The sequence below is a fragment of the Rubrivivax sp. JA1055 genome (assembly GCF_020966565.1).
Classification (GTDB): domain Bacteria; phylum Pseudomonadota; class Gammaproteobacteria; order Burkholderiales; family Burkholderiaceae_C; genus Rubrivivax; species Rubrivivax benzoatilyticus.
On record NZ_JAJKFP010000006.1, the window covers coordinates 1 to 15,621 of the forward strand.

A 15,621-nucleotide genomic window follows, 5' to 3' on the forward strand; every position below is an offset into this window, starting at 1 on the left:
CGGCGTGGCGCCGCCGTCCGAAGAGCTGGCCGAGCGAACGCGTTCGCTGTTCCGCGAGGCCGGGCTGCAGGTCACCTGAGCGGCCCGCCGCACCTGCAACCACCGATCCACCACGACACCGGGTTCGACCCCGGTCGGGCCTGCTGTTGCCCGCGAATCCGCACAGAGACTGCCATGCTGACCAGAATCCGCCCCACCGCCGCGCTGCACGACGGCGCCCGCCCCCACGCCGCCGCCGCGACGCCGCGGCCGCCGGTGATCGACGCCGACGACGGCGTCAGCGCGAACCTGCCGCTCGAGGAGATCCTCGTCGGCCAGTCGGCGACCCGCACGCGGGCCCTGACGATGGACGACGTGCGGCTGTTCGCCACCGTCTCCGAGAACCGCAATCCGGTGCACCTGGACCCGCGTTTCGCGGCCGGCAACGGCCACGGCAAGGTCATCGCGCACGGCATGTGGACCGGGGCGCTGGTCTCGGGCCTGATCGGCTCGCGCCTGCCGGGCCCGGGCACGGTCTACCTGAGCCAGGACCTGCACTTCCTGCACCCGATCAGCGTCGGCGACCGCATCACCGCGACGGTGACGGTGCTCGAGAAGCGCGAGGCCGAACGTGTCGTCGTGCTCGACTGCGGCTGCGTCAACCAGGACGGCATTCTGGTGGCCAGCGGCGTCGCCGAGGTCGTCGCCCCGCGCAGCAAGGTGCAGGCCGCGCCGGTCGAGCTGCCCGAGGTGCAGCTGATCGGCCACCACCAGCACGACGCGCTGCTCAAGCAGTGCGAGCGTCTGGCGCCGGTGCCCACCGCGGTGGCCTATCCCTGCAACGAGCCGTCGCTGCGCGCCGCGGTCGACGCCGCCCAGGCCGGGCTGATCGCCCCGGTGCTGGTCGGCCCGGCGCGGCAGATGCAGGCCCTGGCCGCCGAACACGGGCTGGACATCTCGGCCTGCCGCATCGTCGACGTCGAGTGCCCGAAGGACGCCGCCGAGGCCGCCGCGCGGCTGGCGCGCGACGGCGAGGTCGGCGCGCTGATGAAGGGCTCGCTGCACACCGACGAGCTGATGGCCGCCGTGGTGCGCAAGGAGAACGCGCTGCGCACCGCCGCGCGCATCAGCCACGTCTTCGTGATGCACGTGCCGACCTACGAGCGCACGCTGTTCATCACCGACGCGGCGATCAACATCTCGCCGACGCTGGACGACAAGGTGCACATCGTCCAGAACGCGATCCACCTCGCGCAGGCGCTGGGCATCCGCCAGCCCCACGTCGCGATCCTGTCGGCGGTCGAGAACGTCAACCCGAAGATCCCGTCGACGATCGAGGCCGCGGTGCTGTGCAAGATGGCCGACCGCGGCCAGATCACCGGCGGCGTGCTCGACGGCCCGCTGGCCTTCGACAACGCGATCTCGGCCGAGGCCGCGCGCACCAAGGGCATCGTCTCGCCGGTGGCCGGCAAGGCCGACATCCTGCTGGTGCCCGACCTGGTGGCCGGCAACATGCTGGCCAAGCAGCTGTCCTTCCTGGCCAACGCCGACGCCGCCGGCATCGTGCTCGGCGCCAAGGTGCCGGTGATCCTGACCAGCCGCGCCGACAACCAGCGGTCGCGCCTGGCGTCCTGCGCCATCGCCGCGCTGCTGGCCGAGGCCCAGCGCGCCGCTGCCGAGTGAGGCCGCGATGAACCGACACGAATCCTGCCTCGTGCTCAACGCGGGCTCGTCGAGCCTGAAGTTCTCGGTGCTGCGCCGCGTCGAGGCCCACGACGACCTGCAGCAGGTGCTCAGCGGCCAGATCGCCGGCATCGGCACCGAGGCCGTCTTCGAGGCCCGCGACGCCAACCGCCGCGTCATCGCCCGGCAGCGCTGGAACGCCGAGGACTCGCAGCGGCGCGAGGCGCTGCTGGCCTTCCTGCTGGACTGGCTGCCGCAGGCGCTGCCCGAGGACCGCATCGTCGCCGCCGGCCACCGCGTCGTGCACGGCGGGCGCACGTTCAGCCGCCCGGTGCGCGTGACGCCGGAGGTGCTGGCCGAGCTGGAGGCCCTGGTGCCGCTGGCGCCGCTGCACCAGCCGCACAACCTCGCGCCGATGCGCGCGCTGGCCGCCAGCCACCCGGAGCTGCCGCAGGTCGCGTGTTTCGACACCGCCTTCCATGCCGAGCTGCCCTGGGTGGCGAGCACCTACGCGCTGCCGCGCGAGCCGGCCTACGAGGGTGTGCAGCGCTACGGCTTCCACGGCCTGTCCTACGAGTACGTGTCGCAGCGGCTGGCGGCGCTGCGTCCGGAACTCGCCAACCAGCGCATCGTCATCTGCCACCTGGGCAACGGGTCCAGCCTGGCGGCGGTGCACGCCGGCCGCGGCGTCGACACGACGATGGGCTTCACCGCGCTGGACGGCCTGCCGATGGGCACACGCTGCGGCTCGCTGGACCCCGGCGTGCTGCTGTACCTGATGCGCGAGAAGGGCATGGGCGCCGACTCGCTGGAGGACCTGCTGTACCGGCGCTCGGGGCTGCTGGGCGTCTCCGGGCTGTCCAGCGACATGCGCGTGCTGCAGGAGTCCGCCGAGCCGGCGGCGCGCCGCGCCGTCGAGCTGTTCTGCTTCCGCGTCGCCAAGGAGGAGGCCGCGATGGCCGGCTCGATGGGCGGCATCGACGCGCTGGTGTTCACCGCCGGCATCGGCGAGAACTCGCCCGCCGTGCGTGCCGACGTCTGCTCGCGCCTGGGCTGGTTGGGCCTGGCGATCGACGACGACGCCAACGGCCGGCGTGCGCTGGAGATCTCGGCCGACGAGTCGGTGCTGCCGGTGTTCGTCCTGCCGACGAACGAGGAAACGATGATCGCGATGCACACCCTGTCCCGGCTCGCCGGCGACGGGCGCGGCGCCGCGCTCGCCACACGCCAGGAGGCCGGATCGTGCTCGACCGCACCCACCCCCGCCATCTGCTGAGCGCCGACGACCCGCTGGCCGCCTACGCCGCGCCGGCCCGGCCGCTGCTGGACCCGCTGGCCCCCGACGCGGTGGCCTGCGCCGCCGAGGAGATGGGCGTCAAGAAGGCCAAGGCCTCGGCCGCCCAGCAGTTCGGCCTGGCCGTGCTCGGCGGCGCCTTCGTCGCGCTGGGCGCGATGTTCGCCACCGTCGCCATCGCCGGCGCCGACCACGTGCTGCCCTGGGGCGTGATGCGCCTGCTGATGGGCGCTGCGTTCTCGATGGGGCTGATGCTGGTCGTCGTCGCCGGCGCCCAGCTCTTCACCAGCGACGCGCTGATGGTGATGGCCTGGGCCAGCGGCCGGCTGGACACGCGGCGCATGCTGCGCGTCTGGACCATCGTCTGGTTCGGCAACCTGGTCGGTGCACTGGGCACCGCGCTCATCGTCTTCCTCGGCGGCCAGTACGGCGCCGGGCACGGCGAGGTCGGCGCCAGCGCGCTGTACCTGGCCGCCAGCAAGGCCAGCCTGCCGCCGTTCAAGGCTTTCAGCCTGGCCATCCTGTGCAACGTGCTGGTGTGCCTGGCGACCTGGCTGTCGCTGGCCGCGCGCAGCGTGACCGACAAGATCGTCGCGATGTTCCTGCCGATCACGGCCTTCGTCGCCGCCGGCTTCGAGCACTGCGTGGCCAACATGTACTTCGTGCCCTACGGGCTGCTGGTGCGCTGGTTCGCGCCGGCCGGCTTCTGGGCCGAGCCCGCGGCGCAGGCCCGGCTGGCCACCGAGATCCCGGTGGGCCAGTACCTCGTCAATCTCGGCGTCGTGACGCTGGGCAACTGGGTCGGCGGCGCGCTGCTCGTCGCCGGCGCCTACTGGTGGCTGTATCGCCGCGGCGCCCGCGCCGGCCAGGCCGCCTGAGTGGAGGACGTGATGTCCGGATTCATCGACTACCAGGCCACCGCGCGCGACACCGAGCGTGCGCTGGTGCGTGCCGCTCTGGCGCTCGGCATCGACTGGCGCGACGCCGCCGCGGTGCAGGCCGTCGCCCGCGAGACGCTGGACCGCCGTCAGGGCCTGCGCCGCGCTGCCGCGCGGGTGCCGCACGGCCCCGAGCGCCAGCGCCTGAACCTGTGCGCGCTGGTCGTGCTGCGCCGGCGCATCGAGGTCGAGCACGACCACGCCGGCGCCTGCGTCGCCGGCCCGGCCTGGCGCGCGATCTCGCAGGCGCTGGACCGCGAGATCGACGGCCGGGCGGCGAGCGCCTGAGCGCTCGCCGTGGTGCTGGCGAGACACCCGCCGGATTTTCCGGCGAACGGTCGCCAGCGGCCCCCGGGCGGTCGCCTGGCGGGCGCCAGCGGCATTTTTCAGGGGTTTTCTCCGGCGGTTTTCCGGGTATTGGCCGGGGGCGCCCTCGGAGGAAATTCGACAGTCTCCCCGCAGGGGGTTATGTTGGGCTCAGAGATAACTCCGGCGAGACACCGGGTTGAAACCAGTCGAGGTCGAGATGTGCTGTGAATTCGAGGAAATGGCGATCGGGCTCGCGCGCAAGGCGCGGCGTTGTGGTGGCGAGAACAGCAAGCTCGTCCAGTCGCTGATGCGCCTGCTGCGCCAGCACGACGGCGGCCTGATGGCGCTGGCGGCGCGTTTCGACGCCGAAGGCTGCGGCGAGGCGATGCGCGGCTGGATCACGCACGGCGCCGACAACACGATGGACGGCAAGACGATGCGCCGCGCGCTCGGCGAGCGCCTTTACGACAAGCTGGTGCGCCGCCTCGACCTGGACCCGGCCGACGCCGCCCAGGTGCTGGCCGAGATCGTGCCGATGGCGGTGAACCGCCTGACGCCCGACGGCCGCATCGACGTCGAGCCGGCGCGCCCGGGCGTGCAGGGCTGGTTCGCGCGCGTCGTCGGCGCGGTCTGATCAGGCGAAGCCCAGCTTCTCCTTCAGCTCGCCGAGCAGGCGGCGGCTGACCGGCACGCGCCGGCCGCCGTGGGTCACGATCTCGGCGCCGCCGAGCCCCTGGAACACGATCTCGAGGATCTGCTCCGGGTTCACGAGGTACTGGCGGTGGCAGCGCAGCAGCGGCGTGCGCTCCTCCAGCGTGCGCAGCGTCAGCTCGGTGAAGTGCTCGACGCCGTCGGTGCTGACGATGAACACGCCGGTGCCGGTGGAGTTCACGTACTCCACCTGCTCGACCTTGACCAGCTGCACGCGCTGGTGGCCGGGGCAGGGGATCTGGCGCAGCGGCGCCGCGAGCTTGGCCAGGTCGGCCGTCGGCGCGGCGTCGCGGCGCAGGCGCTGCAGCGTGACGTCCAGCCGCGCCGGGTCCACGGGCTTGAGCAGGTAGTCGAAGGCGTCCTGCTCGAAGGCCTTCAGCGCGTACTCGCTGTAGGCCGTCAGGAACACCACACGCGGCATCTCGTCGGGGTCGAGCATGCCCAGCAGCTCCAGCCCGCTGATCTGCGGCATGTTGATGTCGAGGAAGACGACGTCGGGGTGCAGGTGGTTGATCGCCGACAGCGCCTCGACGGCGTTGGCGCTCTGGCCGACGATGTTCACGTCGGGCACCCGGGACAGCAGGCGAGCGATCTCCTCGCGCGCCGGGGCTTCGTCGTCGACGATCAGGACGTTCATGCGGGGCTCACCGTTCAGAGGTCACCGGCCGAGACCGGCAGGCGCAGCGTGACCCGGGTCATGACCTCGGGCTCGCACTCGATGTCCATGCCGTAGCCGGCACCGTAGCGGTTGGCGATGCGGCGGCGCACCAGGTTGACGCCCAGGCCGTCGTTGCCTTCGGCCGGCGGCTTGTACAGGCCGGCATTGTCCTCGACATGCAGCAGCAGGTCGCCGCCTTCCTGGCGCGCCGAGATCCTGACCCGGCCGATGCCCAGCAGCTGCGAGGTGCCGTGCTTGATCGCGTTCTCGACCACCGGCTGCAGCGAGAAGGCCGGCAGGCGCATGTGCTGCAGCCGGTCGGGCACGTCGAACTCGACCTGCAGCCGGTCGCCGAAGCGGGCCTGCTCGATCTCCAGGTAGGACGAGACGTGGGCCAGCTCCTCGATCAGCCGCGCGTCCTCGCTCGGGCGCTTGAGGTTGCTGCGGAAGAAGGTCGACAGGCTGAAGACCAGCGTGCAGGCGCGTTCGGGGTCGCGGCGGATCACCGCGATCAGCGTGTTCAGCGCGTTGAACAGGAAGTGCGGGTTGATCTGGGCCTGCAGCCGCTTGATCTCCGACTGCGCCAGCATCTCGCGCTGGCGCAGGTAGCGCCCGGCGAGGATCTGGTTGGACAGCAGCCGGCCGATGCCTTCGCCGAGCGTGCGGTTGATGTTGGAGAACAGCCGGCTGCGCGGCTCGTAGAGCTTGATCGTGCCGATGACCTGGTTCTCCTCGTCGGTGAGCGGGATGATCAAGCACGAGGCCAGCGGGCACTTGGCGTGGATCGAGCAGCGGTACGGCACCTCGTTGCCGTCGGCGTAGACGACCTCGTTGCGCTGGATCGCCTGCAGCGTCAGCTTGGACTCGATCGGCGTGCCCGGCAGGTGGTGGTCGGCGCCGATGCCGGTGAAGGCGACGAGCTGGCGGGTGTCGGTCATCGCCACCGCGCCGACGCCGGTCTCCTCCTGGATGACCTTCACGACACGCGCCGCGCGCGCCGAGGCGTCGGGGTCGAAACCTTCGCGCAGCAGGCCCTCGACCCGCGCGGCGATGGCCAGCGCCTTGGTCGAGAACACCGTCGACTGGCGTTCGTAGAGCTTGCGCCGGTCGACGAGGATGCGCATGAACATGCCGGCACCCAGCGTGTTGGCCACCGCCATCGGGATCGCGATCTGCTCGACGAGGTGCCAGTTGGCCGGGTACTTCAGCATCAGCAGCAGGATCGCCATCTCGACGACGATCGACGCCAGCGTCACCAGCGCCACCGGCACCGGGCGGAAGACGGTCGCGGCCTTGCCGCGGCGGATCATGTAGAGGTGGTAGCCGCCGCCGATCAGGCCGCCGACGACGGTGGCGATGGCGCAGGGCAGGGCGGAGCTGCCGCCCAGCGAGTAGCGGTGCAGGCCGCCGGTCAGGCCCACCGCCAGCCCGACGACCGGGCCGCCGAGCACGCCGCCGAGCACCGAGCCGATGGCGCGCGTGTGCGCGATCGAGTCGTCGATGTGCAGCCCGAGGTAGGTGCCCATGATGCAGAACAGCGAGCAGACGACGTAGCAGGCCGTGCGCTGCGGCAGCCGGATCGTCACGTGCATCAGCGGGATGAATATCCGGGTGCCCGCCAGGAGATACGCCACGACGAGGTAGACGCAGGTTTGCTGCAGCAGCGTGAGGCTCAGCGCAACGAAATTCATGGAGAAAAGCCTCGGTCCCTCGAAATACGCCGGCAGCGCCGCGTCACGGCCCACAGTTTGGCAGCCGAAGGGGTTTGCGGCAACCGCTTCGAGTTATCCCGGCGAGATTTCCCCGGGGGTTCCTTCGGAGTTTTGCCGGGGCGGCCCCGCGTCAGCCCGGCGGTGGTGCCTGGCGTTCGCGAATCAGGGCCTCGAAGGCCTCGGCCGGCATCGGCCGGCCGTACAGCCAGCCCTGCGCCGACTCGCAGCCCGCGGCCAGCAGCGCCTCGCGCTGGCCGGGCGTCTCGACGCCCTCGGCCACGGTGTGCATGCGCAGCGTGCGCGCCAGGTTGACGATGGCCGCGACGACGCTCGCCTGGTGGCTGCCGCGCTCGATGCCGGCGACCAGCGAGCGGTCGATCTTCAGCGTGCCCGCCTGGAACAGGCTCAGGTGCGAGAACGAGGTGTAGCCGGCGCCGAAGTCGTCCAGCGCGATGCGCAGCCCCATCGCGCGCAGCCGCGCGATCTGGCGGGCCGAGCCCTCGGGGTCGTCCCAGGCCATGGTCTCGGTCAGCTCGAGCTCCAGCCAGGCCGGGTCGACCTCGTGCCGGCGCAGCAGCTCGCCCACCAGCTCGGCCAGCCCCGGCTGGCGCAGCTGCACCGCCGACAGGTTGACCGCCATGCGCAGCGGCGGCAGCCCGGCGAGCTGCCAGGCGCGCAGCTGGCGCAGCGCGGTGTCCAGCACCCAGCGGCCGATGACCGCGATCTGGCCGTTGGTCTCGGCCAGCGGCACGAACTCGGCCGGGCCGATCCAGCCCAGCTCCGGGTGCTGCCAGCGCAGCAGCGCCTCGACGCCGACGATGCGCCCGTCGGCGGCCTGGCACTGCGGCTGGTAGTGCAGCTGCATCTCGTCGCGCTCCAGCGCCCGGCGCAGCGCGTTCTCCACGCGCAGCGTGCGTGCCATCTGGGCCTGCATCTCCGCGGTGTAGAAGCTGAAGGTCGCGCGGCCGGACATCTTGGCGCGGTACATCGCCGCGTCGGCGAAGGCGAACAGCGTGTCGTAGTCGGCGGCGTCGGTGGGGAAGACGGCGACACCGATCGACGGCGTCACGGTGAGGTCGTGGCCGTCGAGCTGCACCGGCTCCTGCACGATCTGCAGCAGCTTCTGCGCGACGTAGCTGGCGCCGGTGGCGTCGGTGCTGGGCAGCACGAGCACGAACTCGTCGCCGCCGACGCGCGCCAGCGTGTCCTGGTCGCGCAGCGCCGGGCGCATGCGCTGCGCCAGCGCGACGAGCAGCCGGTCGCCGATCGGGTGGCCCAGCGTGTCGTTGACGTTCTTGAAGTGGTCCAGGTCGAGGAACATCAGCGCCACCGGCTCGCCGGTGCGCACCGCGATCTGCAGCGCCTGGCTGGCGCGCTCCTGCAGCAGCGCGCGGTTGGGCAGGCCGGTCAGCGGGTCGTAGTAGGCCAGCCGGCGCACGTTCTCCTCGGCGTGCTTGCGCGCGGTGATGTCGCTGAACGAGGCGACGTAGTTCACCGTGCGGTCGCCCTCGTCGACGACGCGGCCGATGGACAGCCACTCCGGATACACCTCGCCGTTCTTGCGCCGGTTCCAGATCTCGCCTTCCCAGCGCCCGCGCGTCTGCAGCTCCTCCCAGAAGCGGCGGTAGAAGCTCTCGTCGTGCAGCCCGGACTTCAGCAGCCTCGGGTTCTGGCCGATGACCTCGCGCTCGGTGTAGCCGGTGATGCGCGTGAACGCCTCGTTGACGGCGACGAAGCGGCCGTGCACGTCGGCGATGGCCAGCGCCTCGTTGCTCTGCTCGAACACACGCGCCGCCAGCGACAGCTTGTTCATCGCGTCGCGCCGCGCGGTGACGTCGCGCTGCACACCGACGAACTGGGTGATCGTGCCGTCGTCGCCGCGCACCGGGACGATCTTCAGCTCGTTCCAGAACGGCGTGCCGTCCTTGCGGTAGTTCAGCAGCTCGCCGTGGAAGGGTTCGCCGCGCTCCATCGCCTCGCGCATCGCCAGCACCGTCTCGGGCGCGGTGCCCGGCCCCTGCAGCATGGCGCAGCTGCCGCCGAGCATCTCCTCGGCCGAGTAGCCCGTCAGGCTGACGAAGGCGGCGTTGACGTAGGTGGTGCGGCGGTTGGCGTCGCTGATCAGCACGCCCTGCGAGATGGCGTCGAGCGCGTTCTGGTGCAGCTTCAGCAGTCGCAGCACGGCGTCGTGCACGGCCTGCAGTTCGGCGTCGTTGGCGTGCCCGGAGGCGGAGCGCCCGGCGGTTGTCGGGCGTCCGGTCGGGACGCGGTGGGTCTGGGGCACCGGTTCGGTCTCTCGATTCATGACGCCGGCCCTGGCCTCGGGGGCTTGGGACGGCCGTGGAGCCCGATTGTCCGCCTCATCGGCGCCTCGTGCCGGCAAAAATCGATGAAATCGTGAGGATGCCGCGTGATCCGGCCGGTTGGTGCACCCCTTCGGTGCGCCGGCGGGCCGGTATCAGAAGGTGGTCCAGTCGTCCTCGGCGGACGGCGCCGTGGCGCGCTCGGCACGCGGCCGGGCCGCGGGTGCCGGCGCGGCGACGGCGGTCGCACGCGGTGCCGGTGCCGAAGCCGTGGCCCGGGCGGGCGCCGCGCGCGGCGGCGTCGGCGCCGTGTCGGCGAGCGTGACACCGCCCGCGGCGAGCTTGAAGACGCCGACGACCTCGGCCAGGCGCGCGGCCTGCAGGCGCAGGCTCTCGGCGGCCGCTGCGCTCTCCTCGACCAGCGCGGCGTTCTGCTGCGTGACCTGGTCGAGCTGGCCGACGGCGTCACCGACCTGGCCGATGCCCGAGGACTGCTCGACGGTGGCGTTGGTGATCTCGCCGATCAGCTGGCTCACGCGCTGGACCTCCGAGACGATGGCCGTCACCGATTCGCCGGCCTCCTGGACCTGGCGCGACCCGACCTCGACCTTCTCGACGCTGGCGCCGATCAGGCTCTTGATCTCCTTGGCCGCCTCGGCCGAGCGGCTGGCCAGCGTGCGCACCTCGCCGGCGACGACGGCGAAGCCCCGGCCCTGCTCGCCGGCGCGGGCCGCCTCGACGGCGGCGTTGAGCGCCAGGATGTTGGTCTGGAAGGCGATGCCGTCGATGACGCCGATGATCTCGGCGATGCGCTTGGACGAGCTGCTGATGTCCTGCATCGTGGTCACGACGGTGCCGACGAGCTCGCCGCCGCGCGCCGCGGCGGCGGCCGCCGCCGCGGCCATCTGGTTGGCCTGCTGGGAGGTCTCGGCGTTCTGCTTGACGGTGCTGGAGAGCTGCTCCATCGATGCCGCGGTCTGCTGCAGGTTGCTGGCCTGTTCCTCGGTGCGCTGGCTGAGGTCGGCGTTGCCGCTGGCGATCTGCGAGGAGCCGGTGGCGATGCTGTCGCTGCTGGCGCGCACCTGGCCGACGATGCGGGCCAGGCTGTCGTTCATGCGGCCCAGCGAGCGCAGCAGATCGGCCATCTCGTCGCGGCCCTCGGCGTCGATGCGGCGGCTCAGGTCGCCGTCGGCCACCGCGCCAGCCACCTCGACGGCGCGGTGCAGCGGCCGGACGATCGAGCGCGTGATCAGCACCGCGGCGCCGATGCCCAGTGCGAAGGCCGCGACGACCATCACGATCAAGGCCAGCCGGGCGCTCGAGTAGGTGGCTGCGGCGCGCTCGGCCTGCTGCTCGGACAGCTTGACGTTGTAGTCCCACCAGCGGCCGAGCGCGGTCTGCGCCGCCTCGTACGCCGGCGAGGCGCCGACGAACAAGGCCGTCGCCTCCTGGCCCTTCGCCGGGTCGGAGGCCATCTGGCGCGACACCGATTGCAGCGCCGGCCAGGCCGCGACGTAGGCACCCACGGTCTTGCGCGCTTCGCCGAGCAGCTGCCGATCCTGATCGTCGGTGACCAGCGATTTCTCGTAGCGGTCGAGTTCGGCGTTGACCGTCTTGTGGCGCTCGGCGATCAGTGCCTCGAGCCGGTCCATGTCGCTGGCCTGCTCCGACAGGATGTGCTGGGCCTCGTAGCGCCGGGCGTCGGCGAGCGCGATCACCATCGCATGTTCGGCCTGGTACGACGGCACGAGGTTCACGGCGTAGTAGGTCGAGTTGTCCGCCAGCCGCGACATCTGGAACGCCGCCAGCGCGGCCATGGCACCGAGCAGTGCCAGCAGGAGGCCGAAGGCGAGCGCCAGGCGCTGGCCGATCTTGAGGTGGGTGAGCATCGTGGTATCCGTCGTGTTGGGGCCCACTCGGGGCCTTGTCGCTGTCCCGGCCGTCCACCGGCCTGGCTGCTATTTCGGCGCGACGTCCTCAAAATTGATTAGGAGTGCCCCTCGAGCGTGAGCAAGCTTGCAGCAGCACCGTGCTCAGTCGCCTGGCGAGTTGCGCAATCTGCGGCTTGTGGTCGCGGTTTGTGCTGCAAGATATTAGAAATGATTTTTATGATTCCGTTGTGCGCGGCGGCGTGAACGGCGTCACGCCGCCCCCGAGGGCGGCGTCCGTTCAGTGCCGATGAGCGCCGCCGCGCGGTGTCTGCACCCAGACGTTCACCTCGACGCTGCCGGCATGCTCGAAACGCAGCGTCAGCGGGAAACGCTCGCCGTCGCGCAGCGGCGCCGACAGGCCGAACAGCATCAGGTGGGCGCCGGCCTCGCCGTGGCGCAGCCGCACGCCGGCGCCGGCCGGCAGTTCCAGCGCCGGCACGGCACGCATGCGCATCACGTCGCCGTCCATCGTGCTGCGGTGGATCTCCACGCGTTCGGCGCGCGGCGTCGACGCGCCGAGCAGGCGGTCGGCCGTGCGCCCGCGGTTCTCGATCGTGCGGAAGTAGACCGCGCCGGTGGCCAGCCCGGCAGGCGTCGGCGTCGCGTACGGGTGGTCGATGGCGAGATCGCCGGCGCGTGCGCCGTGCGCCTGCGCGCCGCCGGCGCAGGGGGTGGCGGCCAGCATCAGGACGAAACGGCGGCGCGTCAGGCGTCCGCGGCCGGGGGTGTCGTCGGCCTTCACGGCCGCATCTCCTTCAGGTCGGGTTCGCTCCAGATCAGTCGCAGCGCGAGCTGCGACAGGGAGGCGCCGGCCCCCCACTCGCGCCCGGTCTCCAGCGCCAGCGTCAGGCCCGGTCGCCAGGTCCAGAGCGCCGCGGCGGTGGCGCGCTGGCGGCTGCCGGCCGCGTCGAAACCCGCGGCGCGCGCCAGCGACACGGTGCCGGCGCCGGCCAGCTTCTGGCGCGGCACCAGCCGCTCCAGGCGGCCGGCCAGCGTCCAGCCCGGCGCCGCGCGCCAGGCGGCGTCGAGCCAGCCACCGGCCACGCGTGAACGCAGCCCGGCGCTGCCGTCGGTGGCGTAGAGCTCGCCGCGCTCGCGGCGCAGCATGCCGGCGGCGGCCAGCGTCCAGTCGCCGGCGTCGTTCTCCCACTGCAGGCTGGCGGCGAGCACGTCGGCCGTGCCGTCGAAGCAGACACGCTGCTGCAGGCTGGCGCGGCAGTCCAGCGTGCCGTGGGTGTGCGCCGGCGCGCCGACGGTGGCCACCGCCGAGCCGCGTGCGTCGGGCTGGAACCGCGCCGCGCTCAGCTGCGCGTCGACGTGGCCCCAGCCCAGGTGCAGGCGCAGCGACGGCACCAGCGGGCCGTGTTCGCCGCCGGGGAAGACACGGCCGCGCCACAGCCCGGCCTCGACACCGCGCAGGCCGTCGGCCAGCGGGTCGCGCCAGGCCAGCGCGGCGCCGTCGTCGATCCACTCGTCGTCGAACACGGCACGTTTGGCCAGCGGCGTCTGGACGAAGCGGTCGTAGTGGCCGGCACGGTCGATCACGCCGCCCAGGCGCACGGTGTCGCGGCCGAGCTGCAGCGTGTACTCGCCGCCGTGGCCGGCCCAGCGCAGGTGCAGCCCGGCGGCTTCGACGTGGGCGCCGTCGCCGTCGTGCCAGCCGATGGCCGCGGCGGCGCCGAGGTGGGGCGTGAAGCGCGCCGCGGCGTCCAGCGTCGCGTGCTCCAGCGTCAGGCCGCCGCGCTGGTCGTCGGGGGGGCTGCCGCGCAGCAGCACGCCGGGCAGCGTGGCGGCGGGCCAGCGATGGTCGGCATCGGCGGCGAAGACGGCGGCGGCGGCGCCGACGCGCCAGCCGGGGTCCTCGGGCAGCGGGTCGGCCCCCGCCTCGTGGGCCTGTGCGGCACCGGCCAGCAAGGCGGCGGCCAGGGCGCACAGCGCCTCAGTTCTGGGCGAACGGGTCGGCATGGTTCGGGTCGGTGAGGAAGTCGTGGTCGGTCAGCGTCTTCAGGAAGGCGACGATGTCGGCCTGTTCCTGCGCGTCGAGATCGATGCGGCTGACCAGCGGGTCCTTGTAGGGATTGGCGCGGCCGTCGCCGGCATGGGGGCCGGTGGCGATGTGGCGCCCGCCGGCGGCGTAGGTGGCGACGACCTCGGCCAGCGTCGCGATGCTGCCGTCGTGCATGTACGGTGCCGTGACCTCGACGTTGCGCAGGCTGGGCGCGCGGAAGGCGCCCATGTCGGCGGCCCTGGCGGTGAGTTCGAAGACGCCGCGGTTGTCTTCCGGATAGGCGCCGGTGCCGCCCAGGTTGTAGAGGCCGGTGTTGTGGAACGGCGTCTCCACGATGCGGCTGCGCGCGTGCACGATCTGGTCGTTGAAGTTGAAGCTGCCGTGGCAGTGGAAACACTCGGCCTTCTCGCCGAAGAACAGCTTCATGCCGCGCTGCTCGGTGTCGGACAGCGTGGCCTGGCCGGCCAGCCAGCGGTCGTAGCGGCTGCGGCCCGAGATCAGCGAACGTTCGAAGGCGGAGATCGCCTTGATGACGTTGGCCCAGCTGACGGGCTCGGCCTCGCCGGCGAAGACCGCGGCAAACCGCGCCGGATAGCCGGCGATGCCGCGGTCCTCGCGCAGGCGCTGCAGCACCGCGGCCTTGTTGGCGTCGTTGACGCCCATCTCGACCGGGCGCTCGCCGAACAGCGGCGTCTCCATCTGCCGCTCCAGCGTCACCAGCGACGGGTTGGCCCAGGTCAGCGTGGCGTTGTAGACGACGTTGGACAGATGCTGCGCCGCGCGCGGGTGGGCTTCGCCGGTGGAGCCGACGGCGGTGGCGCGGCCGTCGGTGAAGGCCAGCGCCTGCAGGTGGCAGCTGCCGCAGGACTGCTGGCCGTTGCCCGACAGGCGCGGGTCGTAGAACAGGAAGCGGCCGAGCTCGACCTTGGCGGCCGACATCGGGTTGTCGGCCGGCACCTTGGGTTCCGGGAAGTGGGCTGGCAGCGTCCAGGTCCACGCGGCGCTGCCGCCGGTCTCCTCGCTGAGCGTCGTGCCGCCGCCGCCGCAGGCCGCGACGGCGGCCAGCACGACGGCAGCGGCGCCCGCCGCGATGACGGGGGCGCCGCGCTTCACTTGGCCACCGCCCGGAACAGCGTCTGGGCCGCGCCGCCGTCGACCGGCAGCCCGCTGCCGCTGCCGTCGGCGTTCCAGCCGATGGCCAGCGCCTGGAACACCGCGGCGCACTCGGGGTCGGTGCCGCCGGACATGCAGCCCGGGGCACCGGCCTGGTTGCGCGTGATGTCGTTGCCGGCCAGCAGCGCACGCAGGTCGACGGCGATCTTCTGCGTCGCCGGGTCGAAGGCGGCGAGCGCGAAGTCCATGCGGTTGGCGGCGACGCAGGAGACGGTCTCGCCGTTGGCCGGGTTGCCGCTGCAGCCGGTCGAGCCCAGGTGCACGTAGAAGCTGTGTGCTGCCCAGGTGCCGGTGCTGCCGTCGGGGTCGACGACCTCGATCTTGGCGAACTTGCGCCCCGACTGCCAGCTCCAGGCCATGGCCTGCACGTCCAGCGGCGCCGGGGCCGAGGCGTAGTCGGTGTGGTTCAGCGCGAACGGCACGCCCATCGTCATCCTGACGCCGACGTAGTCGCCTGCGGGCACGGTGCCGGTGACGCTGGTGTGGGTTGCGCTCGTGCCGGCGCTGCAGCCGCCGCTGCCGTCCTCGAGGTCGATCAGCGTCACGGCGTTGCCGCCGGCGCTGTGGTTCCAGTCGTCGTCGGCCGGCAGGGTCAGCGCGACCTCCGTGCCATCGGCCTTCACCAGCTTCACGTTGGAGACGTAGAAGCGGAAGTCCTGCAGCTTGGCGTCGACGCCGCCGCTGCCCAGGCCGCTGACGGTGCTGCCGCAGCCGATCGGCGTGTTGCCGGCGACGGCGGCGAACTCGATCGTGACGGTCTTCGGCGTGTCGTCGTCGCTGCCGCCGCCACCGCCGCAGGCGGCAAGCGTGGCGAGGGCGGCCAGGGGCAGGGCGGAAAGAATGAAGCCTTGTCGGGTCATGGGAGTCTCGTGTTCGGATCGCGAGCCCGCGTGTCACGGGGCCGCGTGGGGGCGGGCTGCGG

General features: G+C 72.2%; 13 protein-coding genes. 5 read left to right on the top strand and 8 right to left on the bottom strand.

Annotated elements, in window-relative coordinates:
• Positions 1-174 precede the first annotated feature (174 nt).
• From LOC65_RS09460 to LOC65_RS09480, 5 genes are all read left to right on the top strand, one after another.
• Positions 175-1,662 carry a bifunctional enoyl-CoA hydratase/phosphate acetyltransferase gene (locus tag LOC65_RS09460; protein ID WP_230247317.1) on the top strand — a complete coding sequence of 496 codons (1,488 nt, stop codon included), beginning with the start codon at positions 175-177 and terminating at the stop codon, positions 1,660-1,662.
• 7 nt (positions 1,663-1,669) lie between these two features.
• Positions 1,670-2,938 carry an acetate/propionate family kinase gene (locus LOC65_RS09465; RefSeq protein WP_230247318.1) on the top strand — a complete coding sequence of 423 codons (1,269 nt, stop codon included), beginning with the start codon at positions 1,670-1,672 and terminating at the stop codon, positions 2,936-2,938.
• Complete coding sequence (locus tag LOC65_RS09470) at positions 2,905-3,834, top strand: formate/nitrite transporter family protein (RefSeq protein ID WP_230247319.1); 930 nt, start codon at positions 2,905-2,907, stop codon at positions 3,832-3,834. Before LOC65_RS09465 ends, LOC65_RS09470 begins: the two co-directional genes overlap by 34 nt.
• 12 nt (positions 3,835-3,846) lie before the next feature.
• Positions 3,847-4,182, top strand: a complete 336-nt coding sequence (locus LOC65_RS09475; protein WP_164963562.1) for a hypothetical protein — start codon at positions 3,847-3,849, stop codon at positions 4,180-4,182.
• Positions 4,183-4,441: 259 nt separating this feature from the next.
• Positions 4,442-4,837 carry a YidB family protein gene (locus tag LOC65_RS09480; protein WP_164963563.1) on the top strand — a complete coding sequence of 132 codons (396 nt, stop codon included), beginning with the start codon at positions 4,442-4,444 and terminating at the stop codon, positions 4,835-4,837.
• On the opposite strand, the gene btsR is transcribed toward LOC65_RS09480, so the two are convergent.
• The 8 genes from btsR to LOC65_RS09520 all read right to left on the bottom strand — a co-directional run bounded on the left by btsR (position 4,838) and on the right by LOC65_RS09520 (position 15,559).
• The gene (gene btsR / locus LOC65_RS09485) at positions 4,838-5,551 is read right to left on the bottom strand and encodes a two-component system response regulator BtsR (protein ID WP_230247320.1); all 714 of its coding nucleotides are present in this window, start codon (positions 5,549-5,551) and stop codon (positions 4,838-4,840) included.
• Between the two features lie 14 nt (positions 5,552-5,565).
• On the bottom strand, positions 5,566-7,263 hold the full coding sequence (locus LOC65_RS09490) for a sensor histidine kinase (RefSeq protein WP_230247321.1): 1,698 nt from the start codon (positions 7,261-7,263) through the stop codon (positions 5,566-5,568).
• Positions 7,264-7,414: 151 nt separating this feature from the next.
• Positions 7,415-9,568, bottom strand: a complete 2,154-nt coding sequence (locus LOC65_RS09495) for a bifunctional diguanylate cyclase/phosphodiesterase (protein WP_230247322.1) — start codon at positions 9,566-9,568, stop codon at positions 7,415-7,417.
• Between the two features lie 174 nt (positions 9,569-9,742).
• Positions 9,743-11,476 (bottom strand): methyl-accepting chemotaxis protein, encoded by a 1,734-nt coding sequence (locus tag LOC65_RS09500; RefSeq protein WP_230247323.1) that lies wholly within the window; start codon positions 11,474-11,476, stop codon positions 9,743-9,745.
• A gap of 280 nt (positions 11,477-11,756) precedes the next feature.
• Complete coding sequence (locus LOC65_RS09505) at positions 11,757-12,260, bottom strand: copper chaperone PCu(A)C (protein WP_230247324.1); 504 nt, start codon at positions 12,258-12,260, stop codon at positions 11,757-11,759.
• Positions 12,257-13,483, bottom strand: coding sequence for a hypothetical protein (locus LOC65_RS09510; RefSeq protein ID WP_230247325.1), 1,227 nt, complete (start codon positions 13,481-13,483; stop codon positions 12,257-12,259). The genes LOC65_RS09505 and LOC65_RS09510 overlap by 4 nt, the downstream gene beginning before the upstream one ends.
• Entirely contained in the window at positions 13,458-14,639 is a 1,182-nt protein-coding gene (locus LOC65_RS09515; protein ID WP_009857990.1) for a methanobactin export MATE transporter MbnM, read from the bottom strand. The genes LOC65_RS09510 and LOC65_RS09515 overlap by 26 nt, the downstream gene beginning before the upstream one ends.
• Complete coding sequence (locus LOC65_RS09520) at positions 14,636-15,559, bottom strand: MbnP family copper-binding protein (protein ID WP_230247326.1); 924 nt, start codon at positions 15,557-15,559, stop codon at positions 14,636-14,638. The genes LOC65_RS09515 and LOC65_RS09520 overlap by 4 nt, the downstream gene beginning before the upstream one ends.
• Between the last annotated feature and the right edge of the window lie 62 nt (positions 15,560-15,621).